The following is an 18822-nucleotide window of genomic DNA, read 5'->3' on the forward strand; positions in this document are numbered from 1 at the left end:
CGAGGAGAGGAGGAGTATTTTAAGTGAGGATACAACCTTTTTAAATGAAAGGAAGCGCATTGTGGGTCAAGATGAGCATATGAAAGATTATGAAGACTTGAAGCAGTAGGGCTTAAAAGGCTTGTGATTGATTTAAATTAGTGGGTTTAGCATTTATTAGATTCTAAGCACATATTCTTTATGGGCATTTGAATCCATACACACAGGAACATTATAAAGTGCGCTTAAATGCTCTTGTGTGAGTATGTTTTGTGCGTTACCAAAGAGGGCATTAGAGTGTGATGTAAAAGATGAGCTCATCTTATAAAGCAAAAGGGCTTTATGTGAAAGATAGGCAGCGTGTGCGGGAAAATGCGTATTTAAGATAATTGCACAGCCTTGTTGGGAGAGTTTTTTAAGCGTTTCAAGTATGATTTTTTGATTCGCAAAATCAAGGTTAGATTCTGGCTCATCAAGTATAAGAATCTTTGGTTTTTTGACTAATGCTCGTGCAAAAAGCACCATTTGAAGCTCCCCTCCACTTAATTCAAAGCAAGTTTTATCTAGTAAATGCGTGAGAGATAGGGATTCCAAAGTATTTTTGGCTAGCTCTAAATGTGCTGCTTGTGGCTTTGTCATCACAAAAGGATTTAAGCCGAGCAAAACCATATCAAGCACATTAATATCAAAAATATGTGCCTTTGCTTGAGGCACATAAGAGATAAGTTGCCATATGTGTTTATGCGTGTAGGCTTTGAGCGGTTTGTCAAAAAGTTTGCTCTCACCCTTATTCCATTGTAATAATCCCACGATACATTTAATCAAGGTCGTTTTACCTGCGCCATTGCGTCCTAAAATACTTAAAATTTCGCCCTCTGAAATGTGTAAAGAGATATTTTTGAGAATCTCACAAGATTTTCTAGCAAATGTTGCATTTTGTATGTGAAGCATATCTACCTCCTCGCATTTTTGCGTAAGATATAAATAAAAAATGGCACACCAACAAGCGAAGTAAGAATTGAAATAGGGATTTGCTCACTTGAGAGTGTGCGTGAGAGGGTATCAATGAGCAATAAGAACAAAGCCCCGATGATAATGCTTAGAGGAATAAGCTTTGAATTTTCATTCCCTATAAGTAATCTCGCAATATGTGGCACGAGTAATCCTATCCAACCAATCACACCGCATATGCTCACTGCACACGTTACAATCATTGTGCTTGCAAAAATCACTGCACAACGCAAGCTATTGAGATTTATGCCTAAGCTTTTGGCTTCATCATCAGGCAGCATAAGCGCATTACATTTCCAACGCACAATAAAGAGAATAAGCATACCTAAGAGAATCCCTAATGCGCTAAAAAGCGTGTGTGCCTGAACATTTACATCTAATGAGCCTAAAAGCCAATAGGTAATCGTGGGGAGCGTATCTTGCGGGTCAGCAATGTATTTTACAATACCAATGAGGCTTTGAAAGAATGCGCTTATGATGACACCACTTAGAATCATCGTGGTAGTTTCATAGGGTATATGTTTATTATAACCTATAAGCACGACAAGCGCGAGCGAGGCAATGCCACACATAAAGCCTATAATACCAATATAGCTCATACTCAATCCCAAAAGCAGTCCTAACACAGCCCCAAAACTTGCCCCGCTTGTAACGCCTAAAATATCGGGCGTGGCAAGGGGATTGCGAAATAGACTTTGAAATGCCACTCCTGCTACGCTTAATCCCGCTCCTACTACAATGGCTAAAAGCACTCGCGGCAGACGAAAAGAAAAGATAATGTGTGTTTGTATCTCATCTCCCTCTCCCATAAGCGAAGCGATAACTTCGCCAATAGAAAGAGTATAGCGACCTACACTCAAAGAAAAAATGGCACATAGCAGCACAGCACTCAACGCTACAATATAAATACTTGCACTTTTAAAAGATGTCATTAATAATTCCATACATATTTGACAAAAATATTTCTGCCCGGCTCAACAAGCGGATTGCTCAATGTTCTAGCCATAGAGATATTTTCTGCGGTTACAGGATTTCTGCCCACTACATTAAAGAGATTGCTTGCGCCGATGAGTAGCTCCATATCTTGCAATGTGCTTGTAAAGCCTCCTAGCTTTAAGCCTAAGATTATATCTGTCATCGTGTAGGCTGGTATTTTGCGCTCTTCAGTAGAATCAATACGATTTTTTGCGCCATAAGCCCTTTGCGTGAGATTGAAATACCATTTGTGAAAGTTAAGCCCTAAGGAAACCTGACCATAAAGTGGCGCAAGATAAGCAATAGGCTTATCATCAGTGAGATTTTGCCCATAATTATATGCTCCTACATAGTGTATGGTAACCCTCTCATCAAAAAAGCTATGCTTGCCCTCTAATTCTGCTCCTGCAATCATTGCTTTGCCTATATTTTCATATCGGTATAAGTGATTTTGGTTAATTGTTGCATTTTGATAGGAGCTTAAAGCCAACATATTTGTATAGTATGTGTAGAATCCTGTCAGTGAAGCGAAGTGATTTTCACTTTGGATTCTAAAGCCAAATTCTGCAGTTTGTGAATATTCGGGTTTAATGAGTGGGTTGGCTATTGTAAGTGTAGAACTCCCGCTAGGTGTAGTTTGCATACGAGTTCCAGCTGAAGGGGCTTTGAAGTTATGGCTTAGATTTATCACATTGCTTATATAATCATTGAGGAAATACACAGAACCTAAAGCTCCTGTGATTGCACCATTGTGAATAATGCTATTATCGTCTAAGAGTTTTGAAGATTCTGCGGAAATAGAGTTAGAGCTATTATTTAATTCTGTGCTTGAGCGGGTTTTAGAAATAGTTGTAAGCACATAATCCCCTCGTAATGAAGCAGAGAGATACCAGCTTTGCGAAGCGTTAAAATCATCTTTGATAAAAGCTGCAAAATCTGTGCTTGAATGTGGGCGATTAGTTGTATTTGTGGTGTTATTAACAAGATTAATCTGTTGCACAGCTTTTGGCGATATGGAGCTTTCAAACTCTGCACCATAGGCTAAATTATGTTTGCCAATTATAGAAGTATAGATTAATCTTCCCCCAAAATAATTATTATCATAGACTTTTTGATTGATATTGACATTATTAAAAGCTAAGCGATTATTCCATATATCTGTATCCCAATGCCGATAATAAAGATAGCTCTCCATAGAATCTGCAAAAGCTAAGGTTTGATTTTGCAAGCCTACTCGCAAATAATATTCGCTGATAGGATTTTCGCTCATAAAGATTTTATGGCTTGAGCCCGGAGCTGCTCCCAAACCTCCGGCACGATGAGATTCTACTCTAGTAAGTCGCCCTTGTGTATAATAACGAGTGGAATCTTTGCTATAACCGATATTAAAATCTATGCCATAGTAGTTGAAGTTAGAGTTTTTGGCTTTGTTGCTGCCATTTTCTTTTATGGGTGTGCTATAATCTCCTGCGCTCTTCGCACTAAAGCCAATAAGCATATCCCAACCACCTCCACCGCCTAGCACTTCTGCCCTACCGCTAAAGAGATTATTAACACTGCCATATTCCAAGGCACGAATCCTTGCAGTGGCTTCAAAAGACTGCCCAGCTCTATTGTATGTTGATGTGCGAGAGCGAAAATTAATCACGCCATTTTGCGCATCACTCCCCCATAGTGAGCTTCCAGCTCCGCGTAAGATTTCTACACTTTCAAATTGATATGGGTCCAAGGCATTAAATTCCAAAGTTGAACGTCCAGAATAGCGCACACCATCAATCATTACGATTGACCTTTGGAGATTGCTATTTTGTCCGCGAAATGTGATTTGCCCATTGACACCACCTGAACGCGAATATACAATGCCCGGCGCAGATTCTAAAATGCTTTGAATATTGCCTGTGCTTTTATGCAATAAAGAAGCATTATCAATAACACTGATTTGCTTACTTTGTAATTCAATAGGAATCTCACTCATAGCAGCTTGAGCAGTAACTACTGATTTTTCAAGCCTAACTTTATCTTTTTCTGCGCTTTGGCTATTTGCCCCTATTTCAGCATAAGCAATATTTACACAAATAAGCGGTAAGCAAAGTATATTATAATGATATTTCATTATCCATCTCTTTTTTTAAATTAGTAATGATTATTATATTGTTTTTTTCTAAAATATTCAATATAATTTGAATATTCAAAAAATTACATAAAGGAGAGTAAATGAGTAAGAATCAAGTAGGGCATAATGCTAAAGAAAGTATTAATTTAGAGAATCTTTATCAATATAAAGATTTAGAAGCGTTTGGCAAAATTGCCTATATTGATACAGGAACTTTAAGTATGAATAGTGTAGGGGGACATTTTTTGTATAAGCATATTTTGCAGTATATCAATTTGTATGAGGAATTTGAATCCATTGTCTTAGAGGATTTTTGCGCAGTGGTATTGCCTATGGGCATTGATGAGGTGTATCTTTCATATTTTAAAGATAAGATTTTGCACTATTTGCACAATGGTGGAGTAGTGCTTAGCTTTATGAGTGATTATATGCAGATTTTACCCTTTAGCAGTGGCTATATTCAATCTCTTGTGCCCATAAAGGAGAGAGTCATTCAAATTACCTCAAGCGATGCAGCAAAAGTTATTTTTGATGGTGTGAGGGAATATGATATTAATTATAGGCGCGGTGTAAAAGGATTTTTTAATAGAGGATATTTTGATAAAACTCTTTTGCCTCAAGGTGTCGAAATATTTTTAGAAGATAGTGAGGGGCAATGTGTGGGATATATTGATAGAGATTCTACAAATGGTATTATCCTTTCAACAGCTAATGCGGATTTGCTAGGGTTTGGACTATTTGATAATACAAGCGCAAGAAAAATGGGTCTAAATCTCCTTAAATGGCTATCAAATCAATTACAGAGCAAAGATTATAAAGCATTGCGAGAGAAAGCTTCTTCTTTGCCTAATCCTACTCCGTCTAATTCTACCTCATATAGAGAGTTAAGCTTTTTAGATTTCATATCTGATAAGAGCAAACAGAATCTTTCAAACCCTTTATTAAAAAATGCCATTATTACAGGCGGGAGTTCCTTTAATGCACATTTTTTTAGTAACAAAAATGCAAAATATGCACACTTTTTCTCACATCGCTATCATTTTTTAGATATAGATTCTATACATTTTCAAGACTTTGATTATATTGTTCTTGCCTCAAGGCTTAATAGTGCGTATCTTATGCCACATAAACAAAAATTTATTGATTACCTTCAAAGTGGCGGGCATATTATCTCTTTTGGCGAGATTGAGAAGGATTATCTCCCTAATATCGTATGGAAAGATTATCCTGTGAATTTTTGGTGGTGGCTTATACAAGGGGCGGATATGCCCTTATATGCTTTAGAATCTGATGGAAGCAAACAAGAGGGGCGCACCAAAAGCGGTCTTTTTAGCAAAATGGAAGTAAGCACTGCAAAATGGCACTATCACGGAGCGTTTTATCCACCAAGCAATGCAACAAAGATTCTTGTAAATGAGCTTGATGAGAGTATCATTTATAAAGATAATAGCTTCAAAGGCAATCTCTATGTAACTTCACTTGACCCTGAATTTCATTTAGGACAGGGCTTTATGCCAACAACAGAGCCATTTTTTGATACCTTTATGCAGTGGGTAGAAGAGGACATAATGCAAAGTGCAAAAAATAAAGGATAAATATGAAAAGCTTACTCTTAAGCGCGATTGTTTGTGCTTTCACTTTGAGCGCGCCATTTCCTATTTATTACACAGATGAGAAAGGATATAGCACGACTATCCATCAAAAGCCCAAACGCATTGTTGTAGCAGGGGGTATGTGGCCATTCCCCTCTGTGCTTATAATGCTTGAGGGTAGCACGAAAAATCTTGTGTATATGCCAAGCTCAAGTAAGAGTGCGATTGAACATTCTTTTATGCGTGAGGCATTCCCCGATATAGATAAGATTCACATTGGAGAAAGTGAAAATATTGAGGAACTTCTAAAATTAAAGCCAGATTTGTTTATCTGCCATAGTGCCAATATCAAACTCTGTGAAGCGATGAAAAAGACTGCTATCCCCACCATTGAAGTGAGCGTGAATAAATGGCATTATGATTCTTATGAGACGCTGAAGGGTTGGATTGACCTCATTGCCCCTATTTTGGATAGACAAAAGGAAGCACAGGTGTTTTTGGATTTTGCCAAAAAGGTAGAAAAAGAGATAGAATCGGCTAAAAAGCAAACCCAAAAGCCAAAGGCACTGATTATTCATTATTTTGATAATGAGAAATCTTTATCTGTTGGTGGGATTTTTGCTGATTATTTATTGCAAAAAAGTGGAGCGCAAAATGTGATTACAAGCAAGAGTGTTGCCAAAATCAGCCTTGAAGAAATTTATAGGCTTAATCCGGATATTATTTATATTAATAATTTTAATACCCTTATGCCAGAGGATTTGCTTAACGCTCCTTTATGGAAAGGCATTCAAGCTATTAAGAATAAAAGAGTATATAAATTTCCTTTAGGCTCGTACCGCCCTTTTGCGCCAAGTGTAGATTTGCCTATTTTGCTCAAGTGGCTCTATGAGCATAATTATCCTCAATATGCTGATGAAAGAGCCCTTTTGGGCTTTAGTCAAGCATTTTATAAGCAATATTTTGGGTTAGATTTAACTCAAACACAGATTGTGCAGATATTTACCCCATCAAAAGAGGCAGGGAAAATAAAGTAGGGTTACCTCGTAGATTCTATGCCTTGCTCGCAATAGCGACTTTTGTTTATGAGAGTTTGCAAGTAGATGTTGTGATTAGATTCTAGCATTGTGCGCGGATTTTCAGGGTGATAGAGATGATAAGCAACGCCACCAAACTTTAATCGCCGCAACTCTCCGCCATTAAATAAAAATCTCGCGACAAATTCAGAATCTTCTCTCCCCCAGCCGATAAATGCTTCATTGAAGCCATTAATATTTATGCAATCAGCTTTATAAAAGCTCATATTGCACCCGCGAATGCCTTTAATCAAATCTTTTTTATCAAAAAAAGTAGCAGTAATCTTAGAGGTGGCAAAAATCAATGAGCAGAGCAAGGCACTTCGTTTTGCCTTAAATCCACCTTGTTTAAAGGCTAGTCTAAAGGCATTTTCTTCCCGAGATTCCATAATATTCTGTGTCCTCTTGCTATCTAATATGACACGAGAGCCTTGCAAAAATACATTCTTTTTTGCATAGCGCAAATGGTCTTTAATAAAATGCGCATCTAAAATCATATCTCCGTCAATGATAATAATATACTCTCCTTGTGCTTCTTTGATAGCAAGGTTACGAATACTGCTTAGACGAAAGCCTTTGTCCTCGTGCCAAATATGCCTTAAGGGGCAGGGAAAATGCGTTTGATAGGATTGTATCAGCTCTTTTGTGTCTTTTGTGCTGCCATCATCGGCGATAAGCACTTCATTGGGCAAAAACGCAAGATTTTTCACAGAATCAAGCACGAGGGCTAATCTTTCTTTTTGATTATAAGTAGTGATGATAAGCGAAGATACTCGGGGGGGGGTCGTGCTTTGTAGCTCATAAAGCTTCATATATTTAAAAAAAGTGCCAAGTCCATTACAGAGACTAATCACAAAACCTTTATAACCATAAAAAATGCCTTTTTTGAGAAAATAATCCCTCAAAAAAGTCCAAAATCCGTGCGTGAGCGCTTTAAATGGGCTTGAATGCTTATGGGTATTTTGCTCTGCCCATAGGCTAGAGTATCGTTGGAGTTTTTCAAGTAAGTGTGCGATATTGTCATAAGCATAATGTTTTATGCCGCTTGAGAGTTTGAGTTTATGCGCATTTTTGGGGATTATCACGCTCTCATGAACAAAATTATCATTAAAGCGCGTGAAAGTTTTATTAAAAAGCCGCCAAACATAGTCTGGATACCACCCACACGCCTTTATCCATTCCCCATTATAGAGATTTTTACGAGGCAAAGCATAGATAGTATGGGAATCTAATGTTAAAGATTCTATGAGTGCGAGTGTATCGGATTCTAACACTTCATCAGAATCAATGCTCAAAATCCAATCGTGTTTTGCATAGCTTATCGCTAAGTTTTTTAAAGCCCCAAAGCCAATAAATTCACTTTCATATATTTTGACATTGCTAAAGCTTTGAGCAATAGAGAGAGTATCATCAGTGCTGCCATTATCAAGCAGGATAATTTCATCAAAACTTTGTAGAGATTCTAAACACTCTCTCATTGTCTCTTGTGCATTTTTGACAAGGATTGTAACGCTTATGGGAAGACTCATTTATTAAAAGCTCAAGCTTCCACCTACGCGAATATTAAGGTATTGCGGGATAGGGATATTCTCTACGCGAGTGAATTTCGTGCTTGTCTGCAAGGCAATATCAAGGAATCCAAGCACATTAAGCCCCCCTGTAAGTATGAGTCCTGTGTCTTGGCGCAAATCTTTCATCGCACCTACACGCACATCAATAGCCTTAAAATCAAAGGCAACCCCGCCACCAATCATTTGACTTTGTTGCTTGATATTGCTAAAAGCAATGAGGTCATTTGGAGTTAAATCCGCATCAAAAGCAAGGTTAAATCTTTTTGTATTATAGCCAATCCCTGCTCTGTATTGTGGCTTGATAGTGATGTCTGAAAATGTGGATTGGAAACTTGGAGAGTTGATATTTTTTGCCACAAGTCCAAAGGTGAGATAGCGAAACTCGGGGAAATCAACTTCATAAAGCGCACCCACATCAATACCAAAACTATTTGAAGAGATAGCACCATCAAGTGAAGCAAAGTCGGTGAGTTCTTTTTTAAAATCCATATTTGTTCTGATTCCCATTTCTCTTTGGGTGCTCATAGCACTCATAAATTTACCTGCTAGTCCAATATTGAGATTGCCATTTTTAAGATAAAAAGTGCGTGCATAGCCCACAGGCAGTTCAGTAAGCACAAAGCTTGTAGCGATAAGTTTATGTGCATTGCTCCCATCTTCTAGTGAAGCAATGAGTGAATAGGAGTTATAGTCCTTTTGATTTGAGGGTTTATAACTGAAGCTATCACCATTATCTACGAGCTCATAGAAGCTATTATTGCCACCATCAATAATAAGTCGCATACGAGAAGCATCGGCTTTAATAGACATACTTGAATATACAGAAGCAAAAAGCGCTACGCCAAGTGAGCCAAGCTTTTCATTCATTGTTTTGGTAGAAATTTGTAACACTACGCCATCTTGACTAACAACATTGAGATTATTATCTTTAAGTATATCTTGCACGGCACTAATATCATTTACGGCTTTATCAAGTCCTTTATCGCCACCTTTAGCAATAGTAATACCTTGTAAAAGTCCAGCTGCAACACTCCCCATTCCTCCAGCTTGGCTAAAATCAAGTGTGCCATAATCAATGCTTCCTGCGATATGGCTCAATAAGTTTTTTTGTTCATTATTAAGCGCAGTACTTCCTTGCACTTGTGTTAATACGGCAGTGATTAAGTCGCTATAATTACCGCCTTGATGGTTTTGTAGATAGGTTTGTAAATCTTGCGCAACATTGCCGCTTGCAGATTGCCCAAGCACAGATTTAAGCGCATTTTCAACGACATTTGTAACCTCGCCCACACTTGCTCCACTATTGCTTGCAAAAGTGCTTACAAGCCGCTCAGCAGTGTCTGCCATATTGTTAATATCAATCTTAGCAAGTTTAGCGAGATTTTGCTCTTTTAAACCAATACCTAGAGAATAGCCCATTTTTACGCGTGGGTCAGAGCTAAGAAGCGCAGGATTATAATATAATCCCCAAGCAGAATGTTTCAATGCAACTCCTGCTCCACCCATTGCCGCAGAAGTATTCCCCATAGAGCCAAACTCTAATGCTTCAAGCGAATTGTAGAAGCAACTACTTAGCATTCCTAAAGCAAGAAATCTTTTCCCCCACATATTATCTCCTTATTTTGCCACTAAAACAGGAATAGGAGAGGAGTTAATAAAGCTGTTTTGGTGGGAGTTAAAGATTCTATGCAAGAGTGAAGATTCGCTCGCACCAATGATAAGCAAGTCGTAATTATTCACAATCTCAAGCACAACATCAATAGGATTACCTGTTTTTAGAATCTTTTGGCAAGTAATGCCTTGTTTATTAAACTCTGCTTCAAACTCATCAAGCATTGTATTTGACTTCTCATTTTCAATATTTTCAATCGTACCATAATCCACAATTCCGCTTTCAGCATATACAACAATCTCTGGTGTTACGTGCAAAAGCGTGAGTTCAATTTCGTCCCTATGTCCAAAAAATCGGATAATAGTCTGAATAGCTCTACGACATTCTTGTGTATCGCTCACGCCAAATAAGAGCTTTGTCATAATCCACTCCTTGTTTTAGATTTTGTTGAGTTTATCTCAATAGTTAAGGAAGTCTATTATATCACAAAAATCGGCATTATATAAAATAACCTTAATGGGTGTGCCTTTTGGCAGGGATTGCACATTATCAAAGAGTGCAATTGCATTGTTTCGCCACATAGTCGTAAGTGAGCTTGAGCCGATTTTTCCACCATTATGAGGAAAAAATGTTTCGTTTTCACATCGTCCTAGAATCATAGAAGTTGTATTGGCTTTGAGTTTTAATGACTCATTGAGCTTAAATGTAAGGCTTTGAGGGAAGAAAGCACTTGCCCCTTGCAGAGATTCTAAAATAGACAAAATAAGTGTGTGTAAGTGAAGAAGTAGGGCTAGAGGATTACCCGGCAGTAAGATAATAAGTGTTTTTCCCAATGTAGCAAGTGCTAGGTGGCGTCCGGGTTTGACATTGATGCCATCAAAAAGCATTTTTGCTCCTTGTGCTTTTAAAACTTCTTTAATCAAATCTGCATCACCCACACTTGCTCCTCCGCTTGTGATAATCACATCATATTGATGAAATTGCTCAATCGCCGCACAAAGGGCTTTTTTGTCATCTTGCAAGATACCTCGGTACTCGCACTTAAAGCCACGTTGTTGAAGGAGGCTATAAAGGCTTGTAGCATTTGTGTTGTAAATTTGGTGCGCTTTGGCATTTTGATGTGGTTCAATGACTTCATCGCCGCTTGAGTAAATTCCTATGTGTAAAGGCGCAAAACTTTGCACTTGAGCAATACCTTGTGAAGCAATGATGCTTAAATCAAGGTGGTTTAATCGCTTGCCTTTTTGTAAAAGAAGTGAATTTTGAGCGATTTCTTCACCTTTAAGGCGGATATTTTGTCCTTGAGTGAGGTTTTGCTTACAATTTGGTGCAGGAATATACACACCTGTTTCATTTTCTTGCACCCATTCAATTTGCACAACTGCTTGGGTGTTTTGAGGGAGCATTGAACCTGTCATTACCTTGTAAGTATGTCCTTGTCTAAGAATAAGCGCACTGCTGTCATCTCCTGCTAAAATACTTCCATTGCATATACAATGTGTGCCATAATCTTGCATTCTAATAGCATAGCCGTCCATTGCAGAGTTGTCAAATGCAGGGAGTGGGCGTGTAGCGATAATATCTTGTGCAAGAATTGCGCCACAAGATTCAAAAAGAGGCAAGGTGTGAATGCGTGTGGTATGCGGCAACGAAGTGCCTATTTGCAATGCTTGATTAAAGGTTGTCATTCAAATCTCCTTTAAGTATGGAATTGTCGTAGTTGAGTGTAGGCTTGAGCAAGTATGTAAGCGGTAGATTCTATAGAATCTAAATGTATATAGCTCACACTCAATAATTCGCGCGTGCTTGGTTCATCATAACCCATAGAGCGCAGCACAAAGGAGGGTTTAGCATTACCAAATAAGCAATCTTGCCCATTGATAGCGTAGATTCCCTCTATGCTTAAAGCTTGGATTAAAAGTCGTGCTTTGATATGCTTAAAGCGCAAAGGCAAAGCATTTTGGGCGGTAAGTTCAAGAGGTGCAAAAAGCGAAATATTTTCGCCTAAATGAGTTTTAAGACAATCAAAAAAGATATGTTTGCTCTCTTGGATTGGTGGGCTAGATACAATACATTCAAGCGCGTAATTCGCGGCTTTAAAAAGATGGGGGCGCAAAAGAGTAGTGTTAAAAAATGCTTCTAATGTTTCTTTATGTATGGAATCAAGCTTATCAAAATCACTCACAATAAAGCCACTTGGGCGCATTAAAGCAATAGATTCACCATTGCATAAAAGTACTATTTGGGGATTTTGCAAACTTCGCAAAAATGCGCATTTTTCTTGACTAAGGGTACTTATAAAAAGTGATATATCAATGAAAATAAGCGCGCGAGGGTGAGTAGATAGAATCTGCTCAATCAAAGATTCTATGGGATTATGCGAGAGAATATCTTGATTGATAAGAGGCATAAAAAACACATATTGAGTTTTTTGCGTATTTTGTCGGGCAGATTCTATAATGCCTTGCTGATTAAGTGGCAAAAATGATAAGCCTTGTGGCGCAATGTGTTTAAAAAGCTCTGCTGCATAAAAGCTCTGCTGATGAAGACTAGGGGCTAGGGCAATGTGATAATGGTGTGCAAAAAGTGTGCTAAAGAGTGAGAGAAAATCCCCACTGCCATAATTAAAAGAGTGAGAATGGCTTTTGCCAAAAAAACAAGCAAGATTATGAGAATCTTCCTTTAAGGTGTGCAAATTAGCACTATCAAGTGTATTTATATTAGGATAAGTATCTGCAAGTAGGGCATTAGCATCTGCATTTAAAGGAACATTTGCTAAAAAATCAAGATGTATTGCTTCTTTCATTATTTTCCTTAATCTGCCTTATGTATGATATTTAAAGGAGCGTTTGTTTTCATTGCATTCAATATCATCAAATTTATCCAAATATTCTAAATAACCAATAAGGTATTTGCGACTTAAGTTTGTGCGCTCTCGCAGGAGATTCACATCAACATAGCTATGTGTATGGATAATCTCACGCATAAGGCTCACTATCTCATTAAGCGCAGAAGAAGTGATAAAGAGATTATGTGTGATACGCACGACTTTGTGTGCTTGAGTGAGGGCTTTGAGGGCATCATCGCCTACTTTTTTGTCAATATCAAGTTCTTCATAAATGTTGTAAGGCGCAAGCGGTGCGTAATGTGCTTGAGTGAGAATCTCAAGTAAGCGCTCTTGGACATAGGTTTTAATATCTTTAATCTGACACCATTGCGAGAGATACAATCCATTTTTATATCTGATGTGTTTGTCATTTAAAAGCTCATCAAGGGCTTTTTGACAAAGCCCAAGACTTGCCCATTTTATTTTTACACAGAGACTTTGGGCTGAAAGTAGAGCAGATTTGTTGTGTGAGAAAATCTCCAAAATATGGGTTTTAAGATATTCTATTTGCGAGAGAGGATAGAGCGTAAGAGATTTTTCATCAATAAAAATATCTTGGAGAGTAGAGGCAATTTGCAGACTTTGAGTATGGCTAAGACAGAATCTTTGCGTAGAACTTACAAGTCCAAATCCTTTTTTATGGATAGCACAAAGAAGGCTAAAAGCATTGTCAAAGCGCTTGTTGCAAAGAGATTCTAAGAGTTGCACGCGTTGATGTTTTTTTATGGGGTCAATGATAGGATTTAAAATAATGCCACCAAGCACTGCACCCTCATCATTGCGCAAAATAAAATGTTGCGAGAATACCCCAAATATAAGCTCATCGCATTTAAGTGTGGCGAGGGTAAGTGGCTTTGAACCAAAGGCGTGAGAAGTAATTGGCTTACTGATGATATGCGCTTTGGCATTGAGCTTTGCGCTTCCTAGATAGAGCTGATAGGTGGCATTATGAGCAGGTGTGCCAAAGATTCCCACATCAATACTATCAAAGCCACGCAAGTATCCTTTTTGCGAGAGTAGAAAGCCGCGTTTGAGTTGGTGATGATTAATGCCAGAGAGATTGAGCGCGACACGATGCGAGGGTGTAGCTTTTGTGGCATTTTTATCGTGGATTTGTATCCCGCGCACAGCGACTTCTTGTTTTATATCATAGGCATAGAGTTTGTCTCCTATGCAACATTGCCCACTTAAAACACTGCCTGTAACCACGCAGCCCGCACCCTTGATACTAAAACTTCTATCAATATAATATAAAAACAAACCAAAATCTATTCTTTGAGGCTTAGGGATAGAATCTAGGCTTGTTTTTAGTCTCTCAAGTTGTGCTAAATTATCATAATTTGTAAGTGGCGTTGTAGATGAGCATAGACTAAGAGCAATAATGTCATAAAGTTTCATATCGCAAGTTTCAAAGAGTGCAGTAATATCAGATTCTAAGCGAGGTAGCCCCAAAGGGGGATTTTCAAGTTTATCAATTTTGGTAATTACACAAATACAAGAGCTGATACCTAACATATCTGCAATGCGTAAATGTTCTAGGCTTTGTGGCATAATGCCCTCATTTGCAGCAATCACAAGGAGTAGCACATCAATACCAAATGCTCCTGCAATCATATTTTTTACAAGTTTATTATGTCCGGGGACATCAATGAATGCAACATTACGCGTAGGTAAGCGAAGGTGAGAAAAACTCAAATCAAGCGTAATACCTCTTTGTTTCTCTTCGCTCAAACTATCGCCATCAAAACCATTAAGTGCTTTTATGAGCGTAGTTTTGCCGTGGTCAATATGTCCAGCTAAGCCAACAATAATATCATTATGCTCCTCACTCATATTTGCTCCTTATGAGGATAATACTTTTGTGAGAATCTCTACAATGCGCTCCTCATCACCCTCTAGTAATGTCCGCACATCAAGGAGGATATGGTTTCCTTGTATGCAGCTTATTAATCCCAAAGTGCGCAGGGCGGATTCAAAATACTTTACCTCTTGTTTTTTTGCCCTCAAACATAGCCCAAACGAATCAAAAGATAAATGTGGCACACTCCCTCCACCTGCAATTGAGCGCAATGGTATCACTTCAATTTCAAGTTCTGAAGCAATTTCTGAATCAAGTATGCGTTTTTTGAGGTTTTTGGCTTTGGATTCTAATTCTTTAGGCGTGAGGGTGAGCATAGTAAGAGTTGGGATTTTATGATACGCTTTGTCTTGATAGGCTTTTAGTGTCGCCATAAGAGCAAGAATGCTAAATTTATCCACTCTTAATGCGCGCAAGAGCTGATTTTGCTTTAATTGTGCAATAAGTTGTGATTTACCAATAATAATGCCTACTTGAGGACCACCGAGCAATTTATCACCACTAAAGCTAAGGAGTGAGGGTTTATATTTATAAATTTCGCGCACACTTGGCTCGTCTGCGAGAGGTAATGCGCCTATGTGTCCGCTGCCCAAATCAAAATAATCAATAAGATGATGTTTTCGCGAAAGCTGAATAATATCTTTGATGTGGCATTGCTTTACAAAACCAATTTGCTTAAAATTGCTTTGATGGACTTTCATAATCATCGCACTTTGCTCGTTAATGGCGTTTTCATAATCTTTTAAATGTGTTTTATTTGTCGTGCCTACTTCGCAAAGGAGGCTTGAAGCACTTTTCATCACTTCTGGGATTCTAAAACTTCCACCGATTTCTACAAGCTCCCCACGAGAAATAATCACTTCTTTGTGCGCAGCAAAGGTATTGAGGATTAAAAGCACAGCTGCAGCATTGTTATTGACTAAGAGTGCATCTTCGCAGCCAAACATATCACAAAGAATCTGCGTAGTATGTGTATATCGCTCACTTCGTTTGCCTTGAGCTAAATCATATTCAAGTGTGTGATAGCTGCGTAAAAAAGGCGTGATTTCATTTAGAATCTCTGAAGAAAAGACACTGCGTCCAAGATTTGTTTGCACAATCACTCCTGTGGCATTAATCACACGCGTAAGAGTAGGCATAGTTGCTTTTAGCGCCTTACTTTTAAGTGTGGGGATAATATCTTTTATAGCAGATTCTAACTCTTGGGGAGAAAAAGCATTTGAGAGTATTTTTTCGCGCAGTAGCGATAAATGCGATTGAATCAGTGGCAAAAGTGTAGATTTTTGAAACATCTTAAGCTCATTATGAGTGAGTAGAGTATCAACTTTTGGAAGAGATTTGAGTAAATGTTGCACCTGTTTCTCCTTTGTATAAACAGCAAAGGCAAGATTATATCCTAAAATGGCTTTTTTTGTGCTTATAAAATTGGAGGTAGTATATGGCGGTGATTTATCTTGCGGGAGGGTGTTTTTGGGGAATACAAGGCTATTTTGATAAGCTTAAGGGTACACTTTGCTCACAGGTAGGTTATGCAAATAGTGCAGTTGAGAATCCAAGCTATGAGTTTGTGTGTAGCGGTAATAGTGGAGCAGCGGAGGCTTTGGAACTCTATTATGATGAAAGTATATTGCCCTTGCGTGAGATTATAGGGCGATTTTTATCTATTATCAATCCTTGCGCACTCAATTTTCAAGGTAATGACATTGGCACGCAATATCGCAATGGTGTGTATTTCGTGCAAGAAAGTGATGAGGGTATTATTAAAGAATGCCTCAAACTTTGGGAGCAAAAACATCATAAACAAGCGGTTACAGAGATTATAGCGTTACAAAATTTCTATCCTGCAGAATCATATCATCAAAAATATTTGGAGAAAAATCCATCAGGGTATTGTCATATCAATACGCAATTAGCATTGCAAAAGTGGGAGGGATAGTTGCCCACCCATTTCAAGGTGGTGCAAACAATTAATGTGCAAAAGTAACAGAATCCATTTTTTCTTCGCCAAAAATAGGAGCGAGCGTTTCCTCATAAGCTTCTTTCATAAAGCCCTCGTGAGTAAGTGTTGTGATTTCATTATCAAGCCAATTTTTAAGCTCAATATTTCCTTTTTTTATTGCTGGAGCAATGTTTTCTTCTTCGCCAAGTGTGGGAATGCCCACGCTAAAGCCCTCATTTTCCAGAGCCCACGCGAGTAAAAGAGTATTATCGTGTGCCAACGCATCACCTCTTTTGTCTTTGAGCGCGAGAAAAGCCTCAGTATTTTGTTCATATTTGAGCAATTCAATATCAGGGTAGTTTTTGCTAAAAAACGCATCGGCTGTCGTGCCTTTATTGACAATGAGTTTTTTTCCTTTGAGTTCATCAATGCTTTTAATCTCACCATTTGGAGATACGACACCAAGAGCTACTTTCATATAGGGTTTAGCAAAATCTACTACTGCTTCGCGTTCAGGCGTTTGTGTGAAGTTTGCCATAATAATATCTACTTTATTAGAGCGTAAAAACTCTACGCGAGAGGCGGCTTCAGTGAGCACAAATTCAACTTTATTTTCATCTCCGAGCAAATCTTTAGCAATACGTTTTGCAATATAAACATCAAAACCATCATTTTGCCCTTTTTCATTGATAAAACCAAAAGGTGGCTTATCGCTGAAAACTCCTATGCGCACAACACCTTTTTGCTTAATTTCTTCTAAGGCATTTTTTTGCGTATCTGTGTTTTGATTATCTCCACACGCACTAAATCCTATCATATATACTGCACTTATTAGCATTAAAAGCAATTTTTTCATTTTGACTCCTTTTTTAAAATGAATCTAAAAATATTGTGCCACAAAAAAATATGATAGAAGTAAATACCATTAAAGATTCTTTAATGGTATGATTGATTCAAGTTATAGATTTTATATTGAGACTTAATGAATAAATGAAATACACATAATGAAACATAATATCTTACAATTTTCTTTGTTTGCAATTTTATTGATTTTTATTTTTTTTTTTTTGTATCATTCGGCTTTATTTAATAGATATAAAAATAAATAATCAAATATATGAAAAATTAAGGCAATTTAATTATGTTTAATAGATTTTCTCTTGGAACAAAAATCGTTCTTTGTATTTTAGGTATTTTTAGTTTGTGTATGATTATTATGGTAAGTGTGCTTATAAAGCAAACAGCAGATTCATCAAAAGAAAATGCAGATAAACTTGTTTTTAATGCCGCTAAACGTATAGCAAATGAATATGAGGGACGCATTAGTGGGTGTTTCATTGCGCTTCACTTTGCAAGGCAGAGTCTCTCTGCGATTATTCACGAAACAAGTGATATGGATTTTGAACGTCGTATAAAAAATAGAATTGAAGATATGCTTGATAGTAATCAATGGCTTGAAAATGGTTTTGTCTATATTAAAAAAAATGCACTCAGCTCTTTCAAAATAGATGCCAAAAATCTTATTAATGGCGATATGATTTTATACGCTTTTGATGAGATTCCAGAATCTGAAGGAGGCGTAGTATTTGTGCCAGCTGATCAATCCTTAATTGCTCTTAGTTCAGTCCAAAAAGCTTTAAAAGATGGTCAAGAATCTATTGGTAAATCTCGCGAAATTGAATATAAAGGGCAATCATATAATGTATTGGATATGGCTATGCCTTTGTTTGATAGTAAGGGTAACATACAAGGTGTTGTGGGTATGAACATTAATCTTGATTGGGTGGGAGCGCAATTATTTGGTGATAGATTTTCAGTATTTAAAAACGATTATCGTTGGGTTATAGATAATGAAGCTAGAATTGTTCAACATATCAACAAAGAAATTCTTTTTAAAAACTTATCTGATTTAATTATGGGCGAAGATGCTCAACTCATCGCCTCAAATGTAAGTGCTTGTGAATCAGGAGTCTATGAATATAATAATATTTATAAAGTGGATACAATTTCAGGCATAGTGAGTTTTCCTATTGGTGAAAATAATAAGGTATGTTATGCTATCTCTGTGAGTGCGCCGAGTGATTCGGTATATGAACCAATTAAAAAAGTTACTTTGTCTTTTGTTGTAGGTGCTATAATTTGTTTGTTTATATCGGCAGTATTTATTGTGCTTTATATGAGAATAAATGTTATTAAAAGACTTCGTACT

Annotated in this window: 15 protein-coding genes; 4 read left to right on the forward strand and 11 right to left on the reverse strand. The window is 37.6% G+C overall.

Going from position 1 to position 18822, the window contains the following annotated elements:
- Positions 1 to 156 precede the first annotated feature (156 nt).
- From OQH61_RS09185 to OQH61_RS09195, 3 genes are read right to left on the reverse strand one after another with little or no spacing between them, the layout of a single operon-like run.
- Positions 157 to 930 (reverse strand): ABC transporter ATP-binding protein, encoded by a 774-nt coding sequence (locus tag OQH61_RS09185; protein ID WP_266027132.1) that lies wholly within the window; start codon positions 928 to 930, stop codon positions 157 to 159.
- 2 nt (positions 931 to 932) lie between these two features.
- Positions 933 to 1922, reverse strand: coding sequence for a FecCD family ABC transporter permease (locus tag OQH61_RS09190; protein WP_266027133.1), 990 nt, complete (start codon positions 1920 to 1922; stop codon positions 933 to 935).
- Entirely contained in the window at positions 1922 to 4078 is a 2157-nt protein-coding gene (locus OQH61_RS09195; protein WP_266027134.1) for a TonB-dependent receptor, read from the reverse strand. The genes OQH61_RS09190 and OQH61_RS09195 overlap by 1 nt, the downstream gene beginning before the upstream one ends.
- Before the next feature lie 101 nt (positions 4079 to 4179).
- Between OQH61_RS09195 and OQH61_RS09200 the strand changes: the two genes are divergently transcribed.
- Positions 4180 to 5673, forward strand: a complete 1494-nt coding sequence (locus OQH61_RS09200; protein ID WP_266027135.1) for a hypothetical protein — start codon at positions 4180 to 4182, stop codon at positions 5671 to 5673.
- Between the two features lie 2 nt (positions 5674 to 5675).
- The gene (locus OQH61_RS09205; RefSeq protein WP_266027136.1) at positions 5676 to 6707 is read left to right on the forward strand and encodes an ABC transporter substrate-binding protein; all 1032 of its coding nucleotides are present in this window, start codon (positions 5676 to 5678) and stop codon (positions 6705 to 6707) included.
- Positions 6708 to 6709: 2 nt separating this feature from the next.
- On the opposite strand, the gene OQH61_RS09210 is transcribed toward OQH61_RS09205, so the two are convergent.
- Genes OQH61_RS09210 through selA form a run of 7 tightly spaced genes read right to left on the reverse strand, consistent with a single transcriptional unit; the run spans position 6710 to position 16029 of the window.
- On the reverse strand, positions 6710 to 8275 hold the full coding sequence (locus OQH61_RS09210) for a glycosyltransferase family 2 protein (protein ID WP_266027137.1): 1566 nt from the start codon (positions 8273 to 8275) through the stop codon (positions 6710 to 6712).
- A 3-nt stretch (positions 8276 to 8278) separates the two neighbouring features.
- A complete protein-coding gene (gene traF, locus OQH61_RS09215; protein ID WP_266027138.1) occupies positions 8279 to 9925 on the reverse strand; it encodes a conjugal transfer protein TraF in 1647 nt (548 codons plus the stop codon).
- A 9-nt stretch (positions 9926 to 9934) separates the two neighbouring features.
- Positions 9935 to 10351, reverse strand: a complete 417-nt coding sequence (locus OQH61_RS09220; RefSeq protein ID WP_266027139.1) for a universal stress protein — start codon at positions 10349 to 10351, stop codon at positions 9935 to 9937.
- 36 nt (positions 10352 to 10387) lie between these two features.
- On the reverse strand, positions 10388 to 11617 hold the full coding sequence (locus OQH61_RS09225; RefSeq protein WP_266027140.1) for a molybdopterin molybdotransferase MoeA: 1230 nt from the start codon (positions 11615 to 11617) through the stop codon (positions 10388 to 10390).
- An 11-nt stretch (positions 11618 to 11628) separates the two neighbouring features.
- Complete coding sequence (locus tag OQH61_RS09230) at positions 11629 to 12735, reverse strand: cysteine desulfurase (protein WP_266027141.1); 1107 nt, start codon at positions 12733 to 12735, stop codon at positions 11629 to 11631.
- Positions 12736 to 12753: 18 nt separating this feature from the next.
- A complete protein-coding gene (selB, locus tag OQH61_RS09235; protein WP_266027142.1) occupies positions 12754 to 14649 on the reverse strand; it encodes a selenocysteine-specific translation elongation factor in 1896 nt (631 codons plus the stop codon).
- 9 nt (positions 14650 to 14658) lie between these two features.
- Entirely contained in the window at positions 14659 to 16029 is a 1371-nt protein-coding gene (gene selA, locus OQH61_RS09240; RefSeq protein WP_266027143.1) for an L-seryl-tRNA(Sec) selenium transferase, read from the reverse strand.
- A gap of 83 nt (positions 16030 to 16112) precedes the next feature.
- On the opposite strand from selA, the gene msrA reads away from it, so the two are divergent.
- Entirely contained in the window at positions 16113 to 16610 is a 498-nt protein-coding gene (msrA, locus tag OQH61_RS09245; protein WP_266027144.1) for a peptide-methionine (S)-S-oxide reductase MsrA, read from the forward strand.
- A gap of 31 nt (positions 16611 to 16641) precedes the next feature.
- Here msrA and OQH61_RS09250 read toward each other — a convergent pair whose 3' ends face one another.
- Positions 16642 to 17469, reverse strand: coding sequence for a cysteine ABC transporter substrate-binding protein (locus OQH61_RS09250; protein ID WP_266027145.1), 828 nt, complete (start codon positions 17467 to 17469; stop codon positions 16642 to 16644).
- A 285-nt stretch (positions 17470 to 17754) separates the two neighbouring features.
- On the opposite strand from OQH61_RS09250, the gene OQH61_RS09255 reads away from it, so the two are divergent.
- On the forward strand, positions 17755 to 18822 hold a 1068-nt coding region (locus OQH61_RS09255), incomplete at its 3' end, for a hypothetical protein (protein ID WP_266027146.1).

It is taken from the genome of Helicobacter sp. MIT 21-1697 (assembly GCF_026241255.1).
GTDB lineage: Bacteria > Campylobacterota > Campylobacteria > Campylobacterales > Helicobacteraceae > Helicobacter_C.